The following is a 21238-nucleotide window of genomic DNA, read 5'->3' on the forward strand; positions in this document are numbered from 1 at the left end:
GCTCAGCCCCCGCGCGGCCGGAGCTGGGGCTGGCGGCGCTCCCGGTCCCGCGGGAACCGCCGCGCGGCGGGGAGGCACACGCGGTCGCGTCCGGCGTTCTTCGCCCGGTAGAGGGCGAGGTCGGCGGCGGCGAGCAGATCGACGAGGTCATCGCCGTGGGTTCGGAGGAGTGCCACCCCGATCGAGACGGTGATAACGACACTGTGGTCGCCGACGGCCACCACTTTGCGGCCGACCTTGGACCGGAGCCGCTCCGCGACCCTGCACGCCTCGGCCATGTCGGCCCCCGGCAGCAGTACGACGAACTCCTCACCGCCGAAGCGGCCGATCATGTCGTCCTGGCGTAGCTGATGGGCGAGGGTGGAGGCCACACCCATCAGGACGTGGTCGCCGACCAGGTGCCCGTAGGTGTCATTGACCCGCTTGAAGTGGTCGATGTCGATGACCAGCACGGCCGCCGACTGCCGCGCCTGCACGGCGCGGCCCACTTCGGCCCGGGCCTCGCGCTCCCATGTCGCCGCGTTGAGCAGCCCGGTTTTGGGATCGGTGCGGGCGGCCGCCTGTAGCTGCTGGTACAGCAGACTGCGCTGCAACAGCATCACCGGTGGTACGGCGATGAGCAGGAGGACGACCGACAGCCCGGAGAGGATCGCGACGGTGAGGCCGACGCACATCTCGACACTGTCCACGGTGACGGCCTCGCGGTCCCACAGCAGGCGGCGCCAAGTGGTGTCGGACGCGCTGAGGTGAACGGCCATCGCGATCGTCAGCGTGTTCAGCACGGTGAACAGGGCGCAGCAGAAGACCGCGAGCAGCGCTCCCGACCCCGTTATGAGGATCTCCCGGCCGATCTCCCCCGGCAGCCCGGCCGGACCGACGAGGTCGCCGGTGAGGGCGAGGTGGAAGACGGAGGAGGCGATGAAGCCCGACAGCGCCACCGACGCGGCGTTGAACACGCGCCGGTGGAGTACGGTCCTTCGGATGCGGAATTGCAGCAGCAGATAGACCGGAATGGGGATAATAAGGGAGTACAGCGGCGGGAGGAGCAGAAGCGTCGGAAACCACCAGGCCCCCAGCAGATCGCGGGTCAGTCCGCTGGGTGTCCCCAGTCGACGCATCGCCTCCACGCAGATCGCGGCGCACACCACGAGTGAGCAGAAGGTGATCATCTCGTCCCGGCGGGCGGGGGTGACGGCCAGCGCCACCACAATCAGGGAGAGCGCGCATGCCAGAACCATCGCCATGAAGACGAGCAGGGGGCGGGGCTGTTGGAAGACCGGCCATTGCCGCACCTGGCATCCTCGGGAACGCTCACGGTCGGTAACGATCCGCTCCACCACCGCCACGTCGATCCCCCCGCTCGCCACCAGTGCACCCGGAATGGCCTCACTGGCCTTCGCCACCCTCGATCCCCCGGGGAACACGGAAGAGGAGGGTGTCACGACCCGACATTGAATCACAGTCAGTGACACCATAATCGCCGATTGTGTATTGGCGTGAGAAAACCGCTAGATTGAGGCACGCTGCAGCCCACCCATTACGGTCAGGCGGTCGCGCTCCGGGAGCGTGAGCAACGAGCGCGACGCGGCAGCACCGCATGGGCTGTGGTCGAACCGGCCACAATCGGGCGAACAACGGCGCGGGCGGACACGAGTGCTCCTCTCAATCCGTCAGCAGCGCACTGGCAGCGTCACCAGGAGTCCGCACACAGACTGGGGGGATTATGTCCGCTGGAATCCAGTGGGTCTGATCGCGGTTCGACGAAGCACGGCGCCGGGCGGAGAAGCTTCTCCGCCCGGCGCCGTGCTTCGTCGCCGCCTTTACCCCGCGCCCCGGAGCGCCCATCCCTCGGAGCACAAGAGCTCGGCGTGATTCCGGCCGGACCGGTCGGCCCGGTGACGTGCCGCGCGCGTCTGACAGCCCGCGTCATCGGACAGGCGGACCGTCCGGCCCCGCCCGGCGCCGCCATGGCCGTACGGTGCGGCCTCGGATGCCGAGCGGCCGTCGCGGGAGGCCGCCTCGGACCGGCGGTACGGGAGGAGAGGGCCGGCGGGCCACGCCGTGCGGACAGGGACGCGACGCACCGCATTCCCCCTCCCCCGCGGATCGCGGCGGATCAGTCGTGCTTCGTCAGGGCCGTACCGAGCGCCTCGCGGTACTCGCGGTAGCGGCCCAGCTCCTCTTCCAGCGGCGCGATGATCAGCTCATCGGCGATGGCCCGGACCTTCGCGGCACTGTCCCGCTCCACCTGGTCGCGCCGCTGGGTGGCAGCGACCGACACGAGGTTGCGACAGCCCACATCGGTCAGCCACCCCACGATGAGGGTCGCTCCGGCCACGGCACCGGCCAGGCCGAGGTAGGTGGGGTCGTCCAGGAGGGCGAAGCCCGTGAGGCCGCCCCCGATCCAGCTGGCGAGCAGCGTGCCGATCCAGGCCAGACCCGCTCCGGCCGTGCCCACCAGCGTGTACTGCACGACCCGCACGATCTGCCACCACAGCGGGGTGTCCGCGGGGTCGGGGACGGTCTCGCTGATCGCGTTGCCCAGGCCGACCGGAAGGTCGCGGAGGTTGCTGCGGGCCGCGGCACGCAACCGCTTCGGCCACGGCGCGGGCAGGGAGCCGCCGACGCTGTCGGCGATCTCGGCGGTCGCGGTCTCGATTTCGGCCTGGTGGGCATCGACGGGACCGGCGACGCCGCGTTCGTCGTCGTCGCTGTGGAACCCCATCCGGATCGCGCGCAGCGGGTCCCGGCGGAGTTTGCGCGCCCACCGCGTGACCGGCCAGCCCACACGCCTGCATCCGCGGCGCTCGTGTGCGGTCTCGGTGGTGTCGGCGATGGCGGAGACACCGCTCGCCGCCAGCAGGTCGGTGACCAGGCGCAGACGCCCCGCCTCGGAAACGCTCGGCGGCTCGGTGGAGCCCTGGTAGCGCTCGAAGCCCCCGATGACCTGGTCGAGGTCGGCGACGAGACGGTCGATCAGCGCCCGGCGCTCGGTGACGGTCTCTATGAGGAGATCGCGCAGGCCACGGATGCCCTGGCCGGTGAGGACGGAGGTAGTGAGCACACGCGGCTGCACACCGGACTCGGTCTCCAGCAGCCGACGGAGATCGGTGAGGAGCTCCTCAAGCTCGTCGTGTTCGACCCGGTCGACCTGGTTGAGGACCGCCACCGTGACCGCGCCGTATCCGGACATCTCCCGGAGGTAGCGGTGGTGCACGGCGGCGTCGGCGTACTTCTGCGGGTCGAGGACCCAGATCAGCAGGTCGGCGGCGCCGATGAGGCGGTCGGCCTCGGCGGTGTGCATGGCCCGGACGGAGTCGTGGTCCGGCAGGTCGAGCAGGATCAGCCCGCTGAGCTCGGAGTTGTCGGTGTCGAGCACGCTCGTCCGGGAGTGGCGGCACCGCGGCGGGACGCCGAGCCAGGTCAGCAGGCCGTCGGCGCCCTCGTTCCCCCAGACGCAGGCGTGCGCGGAGGAGGTGGTGGGCCGGGTGATGCCGACCCGGGAGAATTCGAGCCCGCACAGGGCGTTGAACAGCGACGACTTGCCGCTTCCGGTCCCGCCCGCGAGCGCGACGACCGTGTGGTCGCCGGAGAGGCGGAGCCGCGCACCCGCGTGGTCGAGGAGGTGTCGTGCACGCGCGATGAGGTCGGGATCGAAGTCGGCGCGGCCGATGGAGACGATCGTGGCCAGCGCGTCGAGGCGGGTGATCAGCTCTTCGCGCGTGGTGGCCGGCATGGGCTGCCACGGTTCGTTGGAGCTGACCTGGTACTCGTCGTCATCGTCGTCGGCGGCCGACGTCCATGCGGGCCCGTCGTCGGCCCGCTCCCCGCCCGTCTTCGGGTGCGGCTCCTCGGCGGCGGCGTCCTCTGGCGCCTTCCCGGCCTCCTGGTCCATGGCCCTGAGGACATCCTCGGACAGTGCCGGGATCGGGCCGGTGCGGCGTCCGGCGATCTTCGAGGTGGCGTTGTCGGTCTCCGTCAGCGCGCCCACCCAGGCGGCCAGCTGGTCGGGGTCGTCGGGGTCGCCCCGCCTGCGGTGCGGGTCCGTCCCGTGGGCATCGGCGCGCTGGGCATGGTCGGCCGGGGGCCGCGGGGATTCGGCGTCGCCGCCGGGTTCGGACGAGGTCGCCGCGTGCCGCCTCGGGGCGGCGTGCCGACCGCCGCCGGCTGGACGCTCGGGGCGGGAGCCGTCCGCCCGATCAGCTCCGTGGCCGCTCTGGCTGTTCTGGTCGTTCTGGGTGTCGTGGCTGTCCTGCGTGCGCTGTCCGGTGGGGTGTGCCTCGACGTTGGCCGTCTCGGCGGCCTCCGCCGGACCCGCCGGGGCCGACGGATGGACGGCAGGCTGCGGACCGGTACCGGAGCGTGCGCCGCTGGCCGGTGCGGCGTCCGTGCGCCAGCCCGCGCTGTCGTCCGGGTCGGCGAGTAGGTCGGGGTTGGTCCGGCGCCGTGCGCGACCGTCGCCTGCGCGGTCGACGGCCCGGCGCAGTGACGGGTAGGCGCCCGATGTCGTCTCCTCGACCGGGGGTGCCCCGGCGGCGCTGGCCCCACCGGCGTCGCCCGTGGCGTCCTGGGCCTCCGCCTCCCCGGGGTGCTCGGACGACGGCTGGGCCTCGCCGTCGTCAGCGAGGGAGGGGTGCGGTCCGGACTGCATGTCGACGGCGCGGCGGAGCGCCGGGTAGGAGCGCGGCTCCGGCTCCGCCGGGCGGTTCGGCGGCCAGGCGTTTCCCGCCGGCGCCGCCCATCCGGCGTCCCTCCTGGCCTTGGCCGGGAGAACGTAGCCGGTCCACTGGTCGTCCCCGCGGGCACGGTGCGCGCTTTCGGGCGCCTCCGGTGCGTTCGGCGCGGTATCCGGGGCGGGGGACGCCCCGCTGTCGGCCTGGGGTTCCGCCACGTCTGGTTCCTCGTCGGCGTGAGCCGGGTTCCGCTGAGTCGTCATCGCGCAATCTCAAGGTCGTACGTGGCCTGGTTCAGCTTGGCGGCGTCGGCTTCGTGGGGCAGACCCGCGGCGGTGAGTGCGTCGGTGAAGCCCGTGCGCTGGTTGTTCAGCAGCTCGGTGACGCACCGCTGCAGGTCGTCTCGTGCCATCGTGCCAATGTTACGCAGCGATTCGGCTCCGAAGAGCCCTTTCAGCAATCGCTGTGGAGAGGGCCCCCCGGAACGCGGTGTCGTCGACTCCACCGACGCGTATCCCAGCAGGTCGACGATGAGGACGAGGGTGAACGCGGTGGGATCGAAGGTGACAAACCGGGCGACGGATCGCTTGGTGGCGCCGTCGGCGGCGACCATGTCCGTCACGCGTTGCTGCCAGCCCGAAATCGCCTCACGCACGCGGCGCGCCAGGTCGCCGGTCGAGTCGTCGCCCCGGGCGGACTCCGCGAGCGCACCCGCGCCGGGAACCTCCTCCCACCGCTCGGTGACCTGCTCGGCGGCGCGCTCGGCCGCGGACACGATGAGCGCCTGCAGGCTGTCGCGCACCGCGGCCTGCAGGGCGTTCACGCGTGCGGCGGCGTCGTCGGACGTCTTCGCCTTGCGCTTGCCGCGGATCCGCATCGTGCGGGCGAGTTCGCCGCTGGCCGCGATGTCCTGCCAGCGGGCCAGCAGGTTGCCGCGCAGCAGTGATCCGTCCTGGACGGAGCGTCCGACGTCGGAGATCGCGGTGGCGTAGGCGGTGTTCACCGCCTTCTCCAGGAGCCGTCCGACCTCCACCTGCCGCTCGACCTGCTTGGCCAGCTCGGGGACCCGGGTGCGGAAGCTGTCGATGACGCCGATGAAGGTGCGCCGGGAGACGCGGTCGCGCTGGGCGAGGTCGCCCGCGACGTCGGCGAGGTAGTCGCGGATCCGGTCGGCGGTGTTGGCGGTGAAGCGCTCGCCCGCGATCTGGTCGGTCTCGGGGATGTGGAAGCGGGCCGCGTTGCCGAGGCCGTTAGCGTCCAGCATCGCGCCGAAGTGCTCGGTCAGCTGCTGGCTCCCGCGCTCGGGCACGCGTGAGAGCACCACCGCCAGTGATGTGTCCCGATCCCGGGCGACCTGCAGGAACTCCCACACCCGGGCGTCGGCGTAGCGGCGGCTCGTGGTGACGAACACCCACAGGTCGGCCGCGTCCAGGAACTTCGAGGCGAATTCGTGGTGCGCCGCGACCGCGGAGTCGACGTCGGGGGTGTCCAGCAGGGCGACCCCCTCCGGCATGCACTCGCTGGCGGCCAGCACCAGCATGCCGTCCTTGCCCGGCATTGCCAGCCCCTCCTGGCGGACGCGCGGCAGCGTGGGCAGGAACGAGGACTCGTTGAACCAGTCGACATCGGCCGGGTTGCAGGCCAGCACCGGGCTGTTGGTGGTCGGGCGGCGCACGCCGGTGGTGGTGACCTGCTCACCGACCAGGCTGTTGACGAGGGTGGACTTTCCGGCACCGGTAGAGCCGGCGACGGCGATCAGCAGAGGGGTGTCGGGGCGGCGGACGCGCGGCAGCACGTAGTCGTCGAGCTGGTGCAGGACGTCAGCGCGCGCCATCTCGCCCTCGGCGGCGCCGGGCAGGCCCTCGGCGAAGCCGATGTCCCGGATGGTGGTACGCAGCCCCTCCAGGACTTTTTCGAATCTGCTGTCGTCGGCGACCGCTCCACGATGCTTGGCCTTGGAGGGGACGGGGGACCGAGCACGCTCATGCCGACCGGGCGTGCTCCGCTTCGGGGCCGAGGCCGGCCCTGCTTTCGTTTCGCCTGACCCTGTCGATTCCGGCGCAGCAGGCGGCCGGGGCATAGCGCTTCCGCCCTTCTCATCGGTATTCGCGGTCACCTGATCCGGTTCCCCTCGGGGGATTCGTCGCTGCCGGAGCCGTCCGTCCGCACACGCGGCTCACCCGGTCCCTGGTGCAGTATGTCAAGTTCCCGGGCCGCATCCACCACTTCTCCGATGACGATGATGGCCGGGGGGCGCATTCCGGAGTCCGCGACCACCTGCGCGACCGTGCCGAGCGTCGCCGTCACCGTCCGCTGCGTGGGCAGGGTGGCGTCCTGGATCACGGCGACGGGGGTGTCGGCGGCGCGCCCGTGAGCGGTCAGAGAAGCAGCGATAGCGCCGATGCGTTCCACCCCCATGAGTACCACGAGGGTTCCGTTCTGCCGTGCGAGCCCAGCCCAGTCGACGGTGGAGCGCGGGTCGTCCGGGGCGACGTGCGCGGAGACGACGTGCAGGTCCTGTGCGACGCCGCGGTGGGTGGGCGGGATGCCCGCGCTCGCGGGTCCGGCGAGCGCGCTGGTCACGCCGGGGACGATAGTGACCGGGACACCGGCCGCCGCGCAGGCCGCCGCTTCCTCGCCGCCGCGGCCGAAGAGGAAGGAATCGCCGCCCTTGAGCCGCACGACGAACCGTCCTTCGAGCGCGCGCTCGACGAGGATTCGGTTGATCTCGTCCTGCTTCATGGAGCGGCCGTAGGGGATCTTGGCGGCATCGACGATCTCGACGTCGGCCGGCAGTCGGTCGAGCAGGGAGGTGGGGGCGAGGCGGTCGACCACGACGACGTCGGCCTGGGAGAGCAGTTGGCTGCCGCGGACGGTGATCAGACCGGGATCGCCGGGGCCGCCACCGACCAGGGCGACGCCGCGCAGCGGTTCGCGGCCGCGGCGCGCGTCCAGCGTTCCGTCGGACAGCCCCTCGGTGACGGCGTCGCGCAGTCCGGCCGCCCGGCGGGGATCGCCGTTGGCCACCACGCCCACGGTCACGTCGCCCACGGTGCCTGTGGCGGGTGTCCACGCGGTAGCGGCGTGCCGGTCGTCGGCGCGTACGCACCACAGTCGGGCCGCTTCGGCCTCCTCGGCGACGGCGCTGTTGACCTCGGGGACATCGGTGGCGGCGTGGACGAGCCAGAACGCGCCGAGGCGCCCGTCACGCAGGTCACCCGGTTCGAAGCCGCGCTGGTGCCAGGTGATGCGGCCGGAGGAGGCGAGGTCCTCCAGTGCCGCCGTGACCTCGGGCGCGATCACGGTCACCTTCGCCCCCGCCTCAAGGAGATTGGGGACCCGGCGTTGGGCGACGCGGCCGCCTCCGACGACCAAGACGTCGCGCCCGTTCATGCGCAAGCCGAGAAGATACGTCACCTGGGCTGACCTCCAGATCTGCGACCGTGTCCGAACGCGGGCCACAACACGCCCGGGCCTGGTCGATCCGAATCCCCGCGATCGCTCCCCGGCGCCGTTCGCCCCCTGATCCGGCACGTGTCCCGCTGTTCCATCCGCATCCGTACTCGACAGTGAGGCGGGATGCGTCAATGCCCCAAAAAATACCGTGTCAAACCGGGGTTTCGCCCGCGCTCCCCCACATAACGCACGTCCGCGCCGTGCGGCGATCGCGGTATCGGTCCCCGATGTCTTTGTCATAACAGCATGGCCGAAACACGGCGTAACCGGCCACCCACATGACGACGCGATCACCACGCCGCGTACGCCCACAGCCGCGAGCGGACCCGCCGCGGGCGGACAGGACACCCGCCCGGCGGCCGCCCCGCATCTCCCCGAGCGGACTACGACGACCTGCCAAAACGCCCTTAAAGACGCGACGCGGGGCGGCGCGGCGATCACCTATCGGTCGCGCCGCGCCTCCCCGCGGGATCGGCCGGAAATGGCACGGGAACACGGCCTCGCCGTGCGGTCCACAGTCCTTCCGGCGCTCCTGTCGCCTACGTCCGCTCGGACACCCCGGCGGAGTCGAAGGTGGCGACGTCGCGCAGCGCGCGGGCCGCCCCCTGGAGCAGCGGGAGCGCGAGCAGCGCACCCGAGCCCTCGCCCAGGCGCATCTCCAGGTCGACCAGGGGATGCAGACCGAGGTGCTCCAGCGCCACGCTGTGCCCCGGCTCGGCCGAACGGTGCCCGGCGAAGCAGGCGTGGTGCACCTCGGGCGCGATGGCCGATGCCGCGAGGGCGGCGGCACCGGAGATCACTCCGTCGAGCAGCACCGGCACCCGGAGGGCGGCGGCGCCGAGGATGAAACCGGTGAGGGCGGCGTGCTCCAGACCGCCCACCGCTGCGAGCACGCCGACCGGATCGTGGGACTCGACCGCGTTGACCGCCAGCGCGCGGCGGACCACCTCGATCTTGTGCTCGTGCATAGCGTCGTCCACGCCCGTACCGCGCCCGGTCACATCGGCCGGGTCGACACCGGTGAAGGCGGCGATCAGCGCGGCGGAGGGGGTCGTGTTGGCGATACCCATGTCACCGGTGATCAGGCAGCGGTTGCCCGCCGAGGTCAGGTCGCGGGCGACCTCGATCCCCGCCTCGATCGCGAATTCGGCCTGCGTGCGGGTCATGGCCGGTCCCCGGGAGATGTCGGCGGTGCCGCGGGCGACCTTGCGCGGCAGCAGACCCGGGACCGTGGGCAGGTCGCCGGCGACGCCCACGTCCACCACGGTCACCTCGGCGCCGACCTGCTCGGCGAAGACGTTGGCGACGGCGCCCCCGGCAAGGAAGTTCTGCACCATCTGCCCGGTGACCTCCTGCGGCCAGGAGGTCACCCCCTGAGCGTGCACGCCGTGGTCGCCGGCGAAGATCGCGACGGCGGCGGGCTCGGGGATCGGCGGCGGGCACTCACCCGTCAGTCCCGCGAGCCGGACCGAGACCTCCTGCAGCTCGCCGAGCGCACCCGGCGGCACGGTCATGCGGGAATGCCGGTCCTCCGCCTCCCGCACGGCACGCTGGTTGAGGGGGCCGATGGCTGCGATGGTCTCCTCCAGCAGGCTCGTCGGCTCTTCGCCGGGCAGTCCGCGCCGCCCGTAGTTATCGCGGTGGACGGCCCAGGAAAGCGGACGACGCTGGGCCCACCCTCCCAGGGCGAGTTCCGGCTCCGGGGGGAAGTCCTCTACGTAGCCGACACACAGGTACGCCACGACCTGCAGGTGCGGTGGAAGGTCGAGGGCGGCCGCGAGGTCGCGCTCGTCGAAGAAGCTCACCCAGCCGACCCCGACGCCCTCGGCGCGGGCGGCCAGCCACAGGTTCTGCACGGCCAGCGCCGTGGAGTAGGTGGCGGTCTGCGGTTGCGCGTGCCGCCCCAGGGTGTGCCGCCCGCCGCGCGTCGGGTCGACGGTGACGACGACGTTGATCGGAGTGTCCAGGATGGCCTCGACCTTGAGCCCGGAGAACGCGCGGGCGCGGGCGGCCGGGAGCGCGCGGGCGTATTCCTCGCGCTGGGCCTGCGCCAGCTCCTGGACGCGCGTGCGCACCTCGGGGTCCTGCACGATGAGGAAGTCCCACGGCTGGGAGAAGCCGACCGACGGCGCCATGTGCGCGGCGCTGAGGATGCGCGTGAGGACCTCGTCGGGCACGGGGTCGGGGCGGAAGCCCATGCGGACGTCGCGGCGTTCGCGGATCGCGCGGTAGACCGCGTCGCGCTCCGCGTCGGCGTAGGTGTGCGGGTCGGGGACCGCCGGTGCTCCCCGCTGTGGCGTGTCGGACGGCGACAGCCCCTTGGGCTCGGTCTGCGGCGCGAACGGAGGCTGGGGCGACGGTTCGGCGCGCTCCCCATACGCGGCCGGATCGGCCGCCGGAGCATCGACGGAGGTCGCGGGAACGCGGTCGGGACCGCCTCCTCGCAGCGGGATGACGTTCGGTTCCAAAGGGGGTTCCGTTTCCTGTCCGGTTTCCTGATGCGGTTCGGCCGTGGAGGCCGTAGGCGTGGTCGGGGGCGGAGGCTCCGGATCGGAGGCGGCGGCCGACGTCGTCGACGGTGATTCCCGCTCCGGCGAGGGAGCGGGATCGGCGGACGTGGCGGCGGAGGCGGTGGCCCCGTCGGCGGAGTCCGCCTCCGGCTGCGGCGTTGGCTCGGACGCCGGCTGCGGCGTCACCGCGGGTTCGGGCCTGGCGAAGGGGCCGCGCGCGGGCTGCCGTTTCTCCGGTGTGTGGAACGGATTGGGTCGCGGTCCGGGTCCTCCGGAACCTGGTACGGGCCCGGGCGGCGCCCCCGCGCCCCGGCCCGCCTCCGGGAGACCGTCGAGCAGTCCCCGCGCGGTCGCCTCACGGGCCCCGCGCGGGATCTCACGGCCGGGACGACGAGCGGAGTCCCGCTTGTCCTTGGCTCCCCGTCGTCCGGGATAGCGGCGCTTGTCGTCACCGGTCATGATGTTCCTCCGGCGGAACCGGCCACGGCACCGCCCCAGCCGGTCGCGTGTCTCTTCGGCATGTACTCCCCCTTAGTCACCGGCGCCGAGGTCTCCTTCTCCCCCAGGCACGTCCGGTCCTCGGCTCCGCACTCGTCCATTCGAGATCATCATCAGCGGGCACCGGACACAAGACGCTTTTTGCCTCCAACTCGGCTACAGCAACTGTGCCAGAACGCGGGTCATTCGACGGGCGGTATCCCGCTCCCGGACAGCGACGCGCAGCCAGTCCGGCCCGAGGCCCGGAAAGGTGTCCCCGCGCCGCAACGCGATGCCGTGCTCGCGCATCCGCGCCCGCAGCCCCTCCCCGTCCTCCGTCCTGACCAGCAAGAACGAGGCGGCGGCCGCAGGGGTCACGTGGAGGCCGAGAGCACGCAGGTCCGCGGCGAGCCCGGCACGCTGGTCGCCCAGCTCCCGCGCCCAGGCGTCGGCCTCGGCCACCGCCTCGGGCGCGCTGCACGCCTCCGTTGCGACGAGGGCGGGGGTCGAAACCGACCACAGCGGCTGCGCGTCGGCCAACCGCGCGACGAGGGCGGGATCGGCGAGGAGATATCCGGCGCGGAGCCCCGCCAGCCCCCACGTCTTGGTGAGGCTGCGCACCACAACAAGCCCGGGAACATCGGCGCGCCCGGCCAGCGACTCGGGCTCGCCGGGAACGCAGTCGGCGAACGCCTCGTCCACGACGAGGACACGCCCAGGACGCGCCAGCCGTTCCAGATCGCGTGCCGGGTGCAGAACGGAGGTGGGGTTGGTGGGGTTACCGACCACGACGAGGTCGGCGTCGTCGGGCACGAGTGCCGGGTCGAGGGTGAAGTCCGGTGGCAGGATGGCCCGCTCGGCCCGGTGCCCGGCCGCGCGCAGCGCCGCCTCGGGCTCGGTGAACTGCGGATGCACGACCACCGCCCGGCGCGGTGTCAGCACCCGCGCCAGGAGCACGAAGGCCTCGGCGGCCCCGGCGGTCAGCAGCACGTCGGCCCGGTCGCGCCCGTGCCGCCGTGCCACGGCCCGCCGCGCCGCTGAGGGATCGGGATAGGCGGCGAGGTCGGCGACGGACGCACGGATGCGCTCGGCCAGCCATGCGGGCGGTGTCCCGGTCCGCACGTTCACGGCGAAGTCGAGAAGTCCGGGGCCGGTCTCGGTGTCACCGTGGTGCCGAAGGTCCACCTCGGACTCGCCGGGCATCTTGGACACGAAACCGTCCTCGCCCACGGGTGTCTCCACGCCGTCCCGCACCTGCAGCCACCTCGCTGTTCTCCGCGATTGTCCGGACGACAGCGCACCCTACACCGCCACATATCGCCCGCACGGCCCCGCCCCGCCCGTCGGTGATCACGGACAGCGTCTCGATTCGCCTCTGCTGTGCCAGCCCGTGGCCCGTGGTCCCTGGGGCGGCAGCTGGGAGGGGGAGGACCCAGGATGTGCTGGGCGGCCTCGTCGGCGTGCGTCTTTCCGGTGTTCGGTAGCGAAAAGCGGCAGCACGGGCGGAGGGAGGTGGGGCGCGCCGGTCCCTGCGACGGTCAGGCAGAATCTCTGTGGTCAGCGCCGGCAGAGGCCGGCGGGCTCACAAGTGGCCACCCGCTCCGCTGAGGACCGGATGGCCACGTCCCGCGGCAAAACCTGTCCTCGCGGTGGGTCAGTGGCCGTGCCCGTGGGCGTGTCCATGGCCGTGGCCATGCCCGTGACCGTGGGCGGGGTCGTCCGGGTGGTGGTGGGGCGTCTGCGGGGCGCCGACCTTGGTTTCGAAACCGGGCATGGCGATGCGGTACACGCAGGTGTCGCAGTTCATACGGATGTCCCCGGCCAGTGCCTCGTCGTAGCGTTCGACGATCATGTCCGCGAGGCCGTCGCAGTCGCCGATCACCGGCGCGCAGCGGACGTGCAGGTCGGAGTGGTCGGCGGCGAAGGCCATGGACTCGTCCACGACCCGGTCCGGGAGGATGCCGGAGAACAGGAAGTAGGGCAGCACGACGACCCGGCGCGCACCCAGGCGCCGGATGCGTTCCAGGCCTTCGGACACGCTCGGCCAGGCCAGGGAGATGAACGCCGGTTCGACGAAGGCGACGCCGCGCTGCTTGGCGTGGCTTTCCTGGAACAGGCGGGCGACCTTGCACACCTCAGCGTTGGCGTCGGGGTCGGTGGAGCCGCGGCCGACCAAGAGTACGGCGGTCTCCCCCGCCTCGCCGGTTTCCGCGGACGCACCGGTGGGGTCGGAGGCGCATGTGAGGGCATCGTCGAGCCGCTCGGCGAGCAGCCGGAGCATGGTCGGATGCGGGCCGAGGGGGCGTCCGTAGACGTAGTCGAAGCCGTCGTGCCGTTCCTTCTCGCGGATCAGCGCGCCCGGGATGTCGCCCTTGGCGTGCCCGGCCGCGACCAGCATAATCGGCACGCTCACCACCCGGCGGTGGCCGCGGCCGTACAGCTCGCCGACCGCGTCGGTCAGCGGCGGCGGTGAGAGCTCGATGAAGCCCCCCGCGACTTCGCGGTCCCCGAGGCGGCGGTCGAGCCGCTCGACGAACGCCATGAAGTCGGCGACGCCCTTCTCGTCCCGGGTGCCATGTCCGACCAGCAACAGCGGGGGTTTCATCGTGGACCTCTCACGTTCTTCTCAAGGTGGCCCCGGCCCGCGGCGGCCGGGGAGGTTCATACGGTGCGGGCGGTACGGAACCGGCCGGAAGGCCGGGGGCGCGGGATCAGGGGGTGGGCCCGTAGAGCAGGGCGTTCAGCGCGGCGGCGGCCACGGCCGAGCCCCCTTTCTCCGAGACGTTGCTGACCTGGGGCAGTCCGGACTCGCGAAGGGCCGCTTTGGATTCGGCGGCGCCGACGAACCCGACGGGGAGCCCGATAACCAGGAGCGGATCAACGTCGCGGGCGATGATCTCTTCGAGGGCGGTGGGCGCGCATCCCACCACCCAGACCGCGCCGGGGCCGACGTCGGAGAAGGCGGTGCGGACCGCGGCGGCGGAGCGGGTGATGCCGGTCGCCCGGGCCAGGCGCGCGGCGCTCTCCGCGCCGATATGGCAGACGCTGGGGCGCGCGGTGATACCGGAGGCGACCATGGCGACATCGGCCACGATGGGCGCGCCGTCGGCCAGGCCGGCCGCGGCGGCGTCCACCGCGGTGTCGTCGATGACCAGGTCGGTGGCGTAGTCGAGGTCGGCGCTGGCGTGGATGACCCGTTCGGCGACGGCGCGGCTCAGCGGTGGCAGGTGCCCCAGGTCGACGCGTGACCGCAGGATGCGGAAGGACTCCACCTCGATCGGATGGACCTGACGGTTCAACTGCGTTCCCTTTCTCCGCTCCGCTGTTCGCCGCTGTCGGGGGTCGTGGTGCCGGCGCGCGAGCCGATCACCGGTTCGGCGCCGTCCCGGCGTCGGATCACGCGCCGGTATCGCACGGTCCGTCGCCGATCTCGATGATCGCGTCGGCCGGGCAGACCTCCACGCACTCCAGGCAGCCCGTGCACCGCTCCGGGAGCACGTCGAGCCGGCCCCCGCGCGGGCGGAAGGCGTGCTCCGGGCAGGTCAGCAGGCATGCGCCGCACGCCGTGCACGCAGAGGTCACGGCCACGGGCGCCACCGCACGACCGAGTTCAGGCATGGCTCCCCCACGGTGTCGGACCCGGTACCGCCGCTTCCAGCGGGGCCGCGCCCGGTCACCCTACACGGCCGTCGACCCTCGCCCGCGGGGGTGGTGGTGCCGGGCGCGGCCCGTCCTCCGGCCTCGTCCCGCCCGCCCCCATCCGGCTCTGGCGCGGCTGAAGCGGCCCCGAACCCGGGTTTCGGCCAGGCCAGCGAGGACTATTGCAAAATCCTGGCTGTTGCGGACTGTTCGTCCAGGGCATACCTTCGTTGAGCCGTGGTGATCGGGAAGTCCGGTGCGAAACCGGCGCGGCCCTCGCCACTGTGAACGGGAAGCCCGGTGCCCCGTCGCCCGCAGCCAGCGGGGTGGACGGCTGGCGGCCACTGGGGGGAACGTCCGGTCGCGGACGCGCCCCCTGGGAAGGTCGGCAGCGGGCGTCGACCCGCAGCCAGGAGACCGGCCACGGCACGCGACGACCGTCCACGAGGTGTTGGAGAGTTGGTCCCCCACACATGCATATCGCCGAAGGATTCCTCCCGCCCGTCCACGCCGTGGCCTGGACCGCTGCCTCAGCGCCGTTCGTCATTCACGGCGTGCGCTCGCTGACCACGACGATCCGCGACAATCCCGAGTCCAAGCTGCTCCTCGGCGCCGCCGGCGCGTTCTGCTTCGTACTGTCCGCCCTGAAGATCCCGTCAGTCACGGGCAGCAGCTCCCACCCGGCCGGGACCGGCCTCGGAGCGGTGCTCTTCCGACCACCGATCATGGCCGCCCTTGGCACCATCACCCTGCTGTTCCAGGCGTTACTCCTCGCTCACGGCGGCCTCACCACACTCGGTGCCAACGTCTTCTCGCTCGCGATCGCCGGACCGTGGGTCGCCTACGGCGTCTACCGGCTCGTACGCCTGGTGACCAGGGCGCTCCCGGAGAACACCTCGCTGGGCCTGGCGGTGTTCTTCGCGGCCAGCCTCGCCAGCCTCGGCACCTACTCGGTGACCAGCCTGCAGCTCGCTCTCGCCTTTCCCGACGCGCAGAGCGGCGTCCTGGGTGCGTTCGTCAAGTTCGGCGCCATTTTTTCGGTCACCCAGATTCCGCTCGCGATCATCGAGGGTCTGGTGACCGTCATCATCGTGCGGCTGCTGATCGGCGCGAGCCGCAGTGAGCTCCTCCGGCTCGGCGTGCTCCGTTCCGCGGCCTCCGCCACCCCGGCCGAGCGAAAGGCGGTGTGAGTGATGACGCCCACCAATCCCACCCAGCCGACCGACCCGCACAGCGAACCCCGCCGGGAGGGCGGGCGGCCACCCCGAGCGTGGGCCACCTGGGCCATGGTGGCCGCCATCGCGGCGATCGCCGTACTGCCGATAGCGATCGGCGCGGGCGACGGCCTCGACGAACCCTTCGCCGGTGCCGACGGGCAGGGGCAGCAGGCCGTCGAGGACATCGATCCGGGCTACGAGCCGTGGTTCACGCCGATCATCGAGGTGCCCTCCACCGAGACCGAGTCAGGGCTCTTCGCGCTGCAGGCCGCCATCGGCTCGGGCATCGTCTGCTACTACTTCGGTGTCGTGCGCACCCGTGCCCGAATGCGCGCTGAGGCAGAGGGGGGACAGCCCGCCGCCGATACGGGCGACGCGGACGCGACGGGCGGATCCGCGGCGAGCGGAGGCGACCGGGACGGCTCCCTCCCGGGCCACGGCTGAGCGCCGGCGCCGATGCTGGCCATCGATGCCGCCGCCTACAAGAGCCCGTGGCGCGATGTGCACCCGGCCGTTAAGGGCACCCTCTTCGGCGGCCTGCTGCTCTGCGCCCTCGTCCTCCCGACCTGGCCGGGTGCCGCGATCACGGCGGCGACCGCCCTCGTCGTGGCCTTCGGCCCGGCGGGGGTGGAGCCGCGCGCTTTCGTCCGCGCAGCGTGGGCGCCGCTGCTGTTCATCCTCACCGGATCGGTGACACTGCTGTTCAGCGTCGGCGTCTCCGGTGACGCGGCCACCGGTCCCGCGTGGGGGCCGGTGGCGTGGGACCCCGACGGCCTGGAGCGGGCCGCGAACATCGTCGGCCGCGCGTCGACGGCGCTGATCTGCCAGCTGCTGTTCGCGTTAACCACCCCGCTCGCCGACCTGCTGCCCCGCCTCACCCGCATCGGGTTGCCGACCGCGGTGGTGGAGATGATCGCGCTGATCTACCGGATGCTGTTCGTGACACTCGACACCGCCCGCCGCATCGGCACCGGGCAGGCCGGGCGACTGGGCTACGCGAGCCGACGCGCCTGGATCCGGTCGGTCGGCTCCCTGGGCGCCGCCCTGTTCATCCGCTCCTACGACCGGGCCCAGCGCATGCAGCGGGGCCTGGAATGCCGGGGGTACACCGGCGAACTGACCGTCCTCGTCGACCCGCTGCCGCTGCGCCCGCGGGCGCTGCTCGCGGCCGCTACTGTCCCGATCCTCGTCGCCACGGCGACCATCGGCCTCGGAGTCTGGCTGTGACCCCTCTCGACCTCTCGTCCGACGGTGCGCCCACCACCGCACCCACCGTGCTGGCCGGCCGCGGCCTGACCTTCGCCTACGACGACGCCGAACCCGTCTTCACCGACCTCACGGTGGGGGTGGGGAGGGGCGAAGTGCTGGCCGTGCTCGGTCCGAACGGCGGCGGCAAGACCACCCTGCTGCGGCTGCTCGCCGGGAGCCTGCGCCCGCGGTCCGGGGAGATCGTGCTGGACGGAACGGAGGTGCCGCAGAACCGGCGCGGCATCGGCGGCCTGCGCCGCCGTGTCCAGCTCGTCTTCCAGGACCCCGACGACCAGTTGTTCTCGGCGAGCGTGCGGCAGGACGTGTCGTTCGGGCCGCTCAACCAGGGGCTGGCCGCCGACGACGTGCGCGAGCGCGTCGAGTGGGCGCTCGATGCCCTGGACATCACCGGACTCGCCGCCCAGCCCACCCACCTGCTCTCCTACGGCCAGCGCAAGCGCGTGGTGCTGGCCGGAGCCGTGGCGATGCGCCCCTCCGTCCTCATCCTGGACGAGCCGACCGCCGGGCTCGATCCGAGCGGGGTGGAGTCGCTGCTCGCCACGCTGGAAGGGCTGCGCGCCTCCGGAACGACGCTGGTGGTCTCCACCCACGAGGTGGACCTGGCCTACCGGTGGGCGGACCGCGCCCTGGTCATCGACCACGGCCTGCTCGGGTCCGGGCCGGTCCACGAGGTGCTGGGCGACGCCGCTCTACTGGCCGCGGCCCGGCTGCGACCGGCCTGGGGGCCCGCCGTGGGCCGGGCGCTGCGCACGAGCGGGCTGCTCCCTGAGGGTGTCGCCGATCCCCGCACTCCGGAGGAGGTCGCCGCGGTGCTCGACGGCCACCGCTGATCTCGGGGATGCCGGGGTCGGGGCCGCTGGTGAGAAGCCCGGTATCCCCGCGAGGTCAGCCCTTCCATGTGTAGCCGCGGGGGGTGACGAAGCGCCCGGCGACGGCCCGGCTCGCCGAGCTACCGACGAGCACCACCGTGAACATGTCCACGGCGTCTACTCCCCCGGCCAGCATCTCCTCAAGCGTGGTCATGGTGACGCACTCCCCCTCGCGGGAGGCGTTGTGCACGTGGCCGACGGGGGTGGCCGCGGGCCGGTGCTCCGCCAGGATCTCCAGCGCGCGGGGCAGCTGCCAGTCGCGCTTGCGGCTGCGCGGGTTGTAGAAGCAGACGGTGAAGTCGCCCTCGGCCGCCGCGCGCACCCGGCGCTCGATCGCCTCCCACGGGGTGTGCAGGTCCGACAGCGAGATATAGGCGTGGTCGTGGCCGAGCGGGGCGCCGAGCAGGTTGGACGCGGCGACGGCCGCGGTGATACCGGGGACCCCCACCACCTCGATGTCGGGCCCGGCGAAGTCCAGGGCGGGGCTGGCCATGGCGTAGACCCCCGCGTCGCCGGACCCGATGAGCGCCACGGCCGCGCCGGTCCGTGCCTCCTCGACAGCGGTGCGGGCGCGCTCCTCTTCCTGGCCCAGACCGCTGACCAGGATTCGGGTTCCGGGCCGCAGCAGGTCGCGCACCTGGTCGACATACTGGTCGAGGCCCACCACGACGGACGCGCGCCGCAGTTCGGCAACGGCCCGGGGGGCGGTCAGGTCGCGGGCGCCCGGCCCCAGGCCGACGACGGCCAGGCGTCCCCGCGGACGCACCCGGGCAACGGCCGCGGTGGCGTTGGCGGTCTTGCGCTTGGAGGCGACCAGCTCGGCACCGCGCCCGGCGCTCGCCGCACCGCGCAGCGCGGCGGCCTCGGCGACGCTGGGGGTGCCGACCTCGGCGCGCACCACCTCGCTGGGGTTAGGCACCTCCACGTCGGCGAGCTCGGCCGCGGCGTAGGTCACCACGTCCCAGCCGCGCCGGGCGGCGGCCCGCAGGATGCCCTCCTCGTCCGCCTTCAGGTCGACGGTGGCCACCGCCCGCACGGACTCCGGGGCCAGCAGGGCATCGGCGAGCACCCCGTCGATGAGGTCGCCCACCTCGTCGGCGCTCACCCCGCGTGCTGAGCCGACGCCCACGACCAGCGAGCGGGGCCGGTAGACGGCGGTGGGAGGTTGCTCGCCAACCGGGCCGTCGTCACACTGGTCGCTCACCCGGATCACGGCGGCGGCCTCGCCCATCGGTATCCGCGCGCAGACGCCGTCCGGGAGCGGCGGGAGTGGCCATCCCTCGGCGCCCTCCAGCCGGACCGGATCGCCGGAGAGGACCGCGGCGCCGACGGCGGCGAGCGGCCCGCGGTCGACGAGCGTGAACCCCAGATCCTCACCGTAGGAGTCGAGCGGCGTGGTGCGCGTACTGTCGCTGGCCGTGGTGATGACGGGGCGGCAGCCGAGGACGCCCGCGACGCGCTCGGCGAGCTCGTTGGCGCCGTGGTGGCCGCCGAGGAGCGCGACGGCGTGGTCCCAGGACTCGTCGACGCAGACAACGGGCGGGTCGGCGGTCTTGTCGCCGAGCAGAGGGGCGAGGACCCGGACGGTGGCGCCGACCGCCAGGAAGCTCAGCACCGCCCCGCACTCGGTGAACGCGGTGCGCAGCGCCTCGGCGGGGCGCTCGGCGGTGATGGTGCGCACCGTCCCCGGCCATGCCGTGGCCAGCCGCTCGGCGGCGGCCCGCCCGCGTGCCGTGACGGCGATGACGCCGATGTCGCTCATGTCGTGCCTTCCCGTTCCCGCTGTTGTTCCGGGTGATCGGCGGTGCCCTCGGCCCGCGCCGGCCTCCCGGCCGTGCCGTCTGCCGCCCGTCCGCTCTCCCCTTCACCCGCGTGTGGCCGGAGTCCCCACAGCAGCGTCACCGGGTTGACGGCGGCGAACCGCAGTGACCCGTTGGGCAAGGGCGCCAGCCGGGACGCCTGGATCTGGGTGCCCGACACCCCGTACCCGGACGCCGCGATGAGGTCGTGCACCGGGCGGACGCGGTCGACGGAGGCGAGGGCGGCCACTACCCGCTCCGGCTGGTGATGGCGGAGGGCCTCGGCGATCACCGTGTCGTCTCCGCCGCCGAAGAAGATGGCGTCGGGGGCCGGGCGGTCCGCGCGGTCGCGCAGGGACGCGGGGGCGTGCCCTTCGCTGACCTCGACACGGACGCCGTGCGCGCGGGCGTTGCGGCGGATGCGGGCGCAGTCGCCGGTGTTCTTCTCGAAGGCGACCGCGTACGCGCCGAAGCGGGCGCACTCGATGGCCACCGAACCGCTTCCGGCGCCGACATCCCACACCACCGTTCCGGGGCGCGGGGCGAGGTGGGCGAGAGCGAAGGCGCGCACCTCCGCCTTGGTGATCATCGATTCCCGGTGGGAGAACTCCCCCTCGGGCAGCGCCCAGCCGTCCGGGGCGCCGTGGTGCCCAGGCATCCAGGTCATGCTCGGCGCCACCGCGTGCCGTGGGTCGACGGCGAGCAGGACGTTGGGATGCGCCCAGGTACGCCCGGCGCCGACGTCATGCTCAACGCGGGCCACCTCCTCGTCGTCCGCGCCGAGTCGCTGGGCGACATACACCTCGCGCCCGGCCCTCAGCAGCTCGGGGATGAAGGTGCCGGGTTCCGCCGAGCCGGGAGCGGTGAGGATGGCGGCCTTGGGGTGGGCGAGGGCGGCGGCCAGCGCGCGGTGGGCCGAGCGCCCCGACGCGGCGCGCCCGTGGGCGGAGAGGATGACGGCGTCGTCCCATGGCAGGCCGATGCGGGCGAAGGCGGTGGCGACCGAGGAGACGGCCGGGACCACCCGGGGCCGGGCGCCTCGGGCGCGCAGTGCGCGAATGACCCCGAAGAAGCCGGGGTCACCGGACGCCAGTACGGCGACCGGGCCGTCCCAGGCCATGACCTGGTCCAGGACGGGATCGAGGCCGCCCATGGGGATACGGCGGGCGTTCTCGGGCACGTCGACCGCGTCGAGGTGCCGACGCGCTCCGGCTACGCAGGTGGCCGTCTGAAGCGCCGCGGTGGCCTGCTCCCCGAGCCGTCCACCGTCAAGGCCGATGACGGTGATCACGTGGGGGTGTCTCCGGCGGTCGCGGTACAGGTCTGGAT

15 protein-coding genes and 1 riboswitch are annotated in these 21238 nt (G+C 72.8%); of the genes, 4 read left to right on the forward strand and 11 right to left on the reverse strand.

From position 1 onward, the window contains the following. Positions 1-2: 2 nt before the first annotated feature. The 9 genes from ABD259_RS09150 to ABD259_RS09190 form a co-directional block, all read right to left on the reverse strand. A complete protein-coding gene (locus ABD259_RS09150; RefSeq protein WP_344104221.1) occupies positions 3-1346 on the reverse strand; it encodes a GGDEF domain-containing protein in 1344 nt (447 codons plus the stop codon). Positions 1347-2116: 770 nt separating this feature from the next. After that, positions 2117-4891 carry a GTPase gene (locus ABD259_RS09155; protein ID WP_344161462.1) on the reverse strand — a complete coding sequence of 925 codons (2775 nt, stop codon included), beginning with the start codon at positions 4889-4891 and terminating at the stop codon, positions 2117-2119. A gap of 41 nt (positions 4892-4932) precedes the next feature. Then, positions 4933-6753: a GTPase gene (locus ABD259_RS09160; protein WP_344104218.1), complete on the reverse strand. Its 1821-nt coding sequence runs from the start codon at positions 6751-6753 to the stop codon at positions 4933-4935. 32 nt (positions 6754-6785) lie between these two features. Beyond that, positions 6786-8066 carry a uroporphyrinogen-III C-methyltransferase gene (cobA, locus tag ABD259_RS09165; protein ID WP_344104216.1) on the reverse strand — a complete coding sequence of 427 codons (1281 nt, stop codon included), beginning with the start codon at positions 8064-8066 and terminating at the stop codon, positions 6786-6788. A gap of 602 nt (positions 8067-8668) precedes the next feature. Beyond that, positions 8669-11098 carry a nicotinate-nucleotide--dimethylbenzimidazole phosphoribosyltransferase gene (cobT, locus tag ABD259_RS09170; protein WP_344161465.1) on the reverse strand — a complete coding sequence of 810 codons (2430 nt, stop codon included), beginning with the start codon at positions 11096-11098 and terminating at the stop codon, positions 8669-8671. A gap of 195 nt (positions 11099-11293) precedes the next feature. Next, positions 11294-12319, reverse strand: a complete 1026-nt coding sequence (gene cobC, locus ABD259_RS09175; RefSeq protein ID WP_344104214.1) for an Rv2231c family histidinol phosphate aminotransferase CobC — start codon at positions 12317-12319, stop codon at positions 11294-11296. Between the two features lie 451 nt (positions 12320-12770). Then, positions 12771-13721: a sirohydrochlorin chelatase gene (locus tag ABD259_RS09180; protein WP_344103955.1), complete on the reverse strand. Its 951-nt coding sequence runs from the start codon at positions 13719-13721 to the stop codon at positions 12771-12773. Positions 13722-13827: 106 nt separating this feature from the next. After that, positions 13828-14415, reverse strand: coding sequence for a precorrin-8X methylmutase (locus ABD259_RS09185; protein ID WP_344103953.1), 588 nt, complete (start codon positions 14413-14415; stop codon positions 13828-13830). A 97-nt stretch (positions 14416-14512) separates the two neighbouring features. After that, entirely contained in the window at positions 14513-14734 is a 222-nt protein-coding gene (locus ABD259_RS09190) for a DUF362 domain-containing protein (RefSeq protein ID WP_344103951.1), read from the reverse strand. Positions 14735-14976: 242 nt separating this feature from the next. Continuing rightward, positions 14977-15195, forward strand: a riboswitch (cobalamin riboswitch). 33 nt (positions 15196-15228) lie between these two features. Between ABD259_RS09190 and ABD259_RS09195 the strand changes: the two genes are divergently transcribed. From ABD259_RS09195 to ABD259_RS09210, 4 genes are read left to right on the forward strand one after another with little or no spacing between them, the layout of a single operon-like run. Then, complete coding sequence (locus tag ABD259_RS09195; RefSeq protein WP_344161468.1) at positions 15229-15945, forward strand: energy-coupling factor ABC transporter permease; 717 nt, start codon at positions 15229-15231, stop codon at positions 15943-15945. 3 nt (positions 15946-15948) lie between these two features. Beyond that, complete coding sequence (locus ABD259_RS09200; RefSeq protein ID WP_344103947.1) at positions 15949-16416, forward strand: energy-coupling factor ABC transporter substrate-binding protein; 468 nt, start codon at positions 15949-15951, stop codon at positions 16414-16416. Positions 16417-16428: 12 nt separating this feature from the next. After that, on the forward strand, positions 16429-17199 hold the full coding sequence (gene cbiQ / locus ABD259_RS09205; RefSeq protein ID WP_344161471.1) for a cobalt ECF transporter T component CbiQ: 771 nt from the start codon (positions 16429-16431) through the stop codon (positions 17197-17199). Beyond that, positions 17196-18071 (forward strand): energy-coupling factor ABC transporter ATP-binding protein, encoded by an 876-nt coding sequence (locus tag ABD259_RS09210; protein ID WP_344103943.1) that lies wholly within the window; start codon positions 17196-17198, stop codon positions 18069-18071. Before cbiQ ends, ABD259_RS09210 begins: the two co-directional genes overlap by 4 nt. 55 nt (positions 18072-18126) lie before the next feature. On the opposite strand, the gene cobJ is transcribed toward ABD259_RS09210, so the two are convergent. Next, on the reverse strand, positions 18127-19872 hold the full coding sequence (gene cobJ / locus ABD259_RS09215) for a precorrin-3B C(17)-methyltransferase (RefSeq protein ID WP_344161474.1): 1746 nt from the start codon (positions 19870-19872) through the stop codon (positions 18127-18129). After that, positions 19869-21200 (reverse strand): precorrin-6y C5,15-methyltransferase (decarboxylating) subunit CbiE, encoded by a 1332-nt coding sequence (gene cbiE, locus ABD259_RS09220; RefSeq protein WP_344161477.1) that lies wholly within the window; start codon positions 21198-21200, stop codon positions 19869-19871. The genes cobJ and cbiE overlap by 4 nt, the downstream gene beginning before the upstream one ends. Between the last annotated feature and the right edge of the window lie 38 nt (positions 21201-21238).

It is taken from the genome of Nocardiopsis rhodophaea (genome assembly GCF_039530945.1).
In the GTDB taxonomy this organism is placed as follows: domain Bacteria; phylum Actinomycetota; class Actinomycetes; order Streptosporangiales; family Streptosporangiaceae; genus Nocardiopsis_C; species Nocardiopsis_C rhodophaea.

Coding starts and splice junctions, on each gene's coding strand:
- ABD259_RS09160 (WP_344104218.1), bottom strand. CDS start 6,753: ATGCCCCGGCCGCCTGCTGCGCCGGAATCGACAGGGTCAGGCGAAACG.
- cobA (WP_344104216.1), bottom strand. CDS start 8,066: ATGAACGGGCGCGACGTCTTGGTCGTCGGAGGCGGCCGCGTCGCCCAA.
- cobT (WP_344161465.1), bottom strand. CDS start 11,098: ATGACCGGTGACGACAAGCGCCGCTATCCCGGACGACGGGGAGCCAAG.
- cobC (WP_344104214.1), bottom strand. CDS start 12,319: ATGCCCGGCGAGTCCGAGGTGGACCTTCGGCACCACGGTGACACCGAG.
- ABD259_RS09180 (WP_344103955.1), bottom strand. CDS start 13,721: ATGAAACCCCCGCTGTTGCTGGTCGGACATGGCACCCGGGACGAGAAG.
- ABD259_RS09190 (WP_344103951.1), bottom strand. CDS start 14,734: ATGCCTGAACTCGGTCGTGCGGTGGCGCCCGTGGCCGTGACCTCTGCG.
- ABD259_RS09195 (WP_344161468.1), top strand. CDS start 15,229: ATGCATATCGCCGAAGGATTCCTCCCGCCCGTCCACGCCGTGGCCTGG.
- ABD259_RS09200 (WP_344103947.1), top strand. CDS start 15,949: ATGACGCCCACCAATCCCACCCAGCCGACCGACCCGCACAGCGAACCC.
- cbiQ (WP_344161471.1), top strand. CDS start 16,429: ATGCTGGCCATCGATGCCGCCGCCTACAAGAGCCCGTGGCGCGATGTG.
- cobJ (WP_344161474.1), bottom strand. CDS start 19,872: ATGAGCGACATCGGCGTCATCGCCGTCACGGCACGCGGGCGGGCCGCC.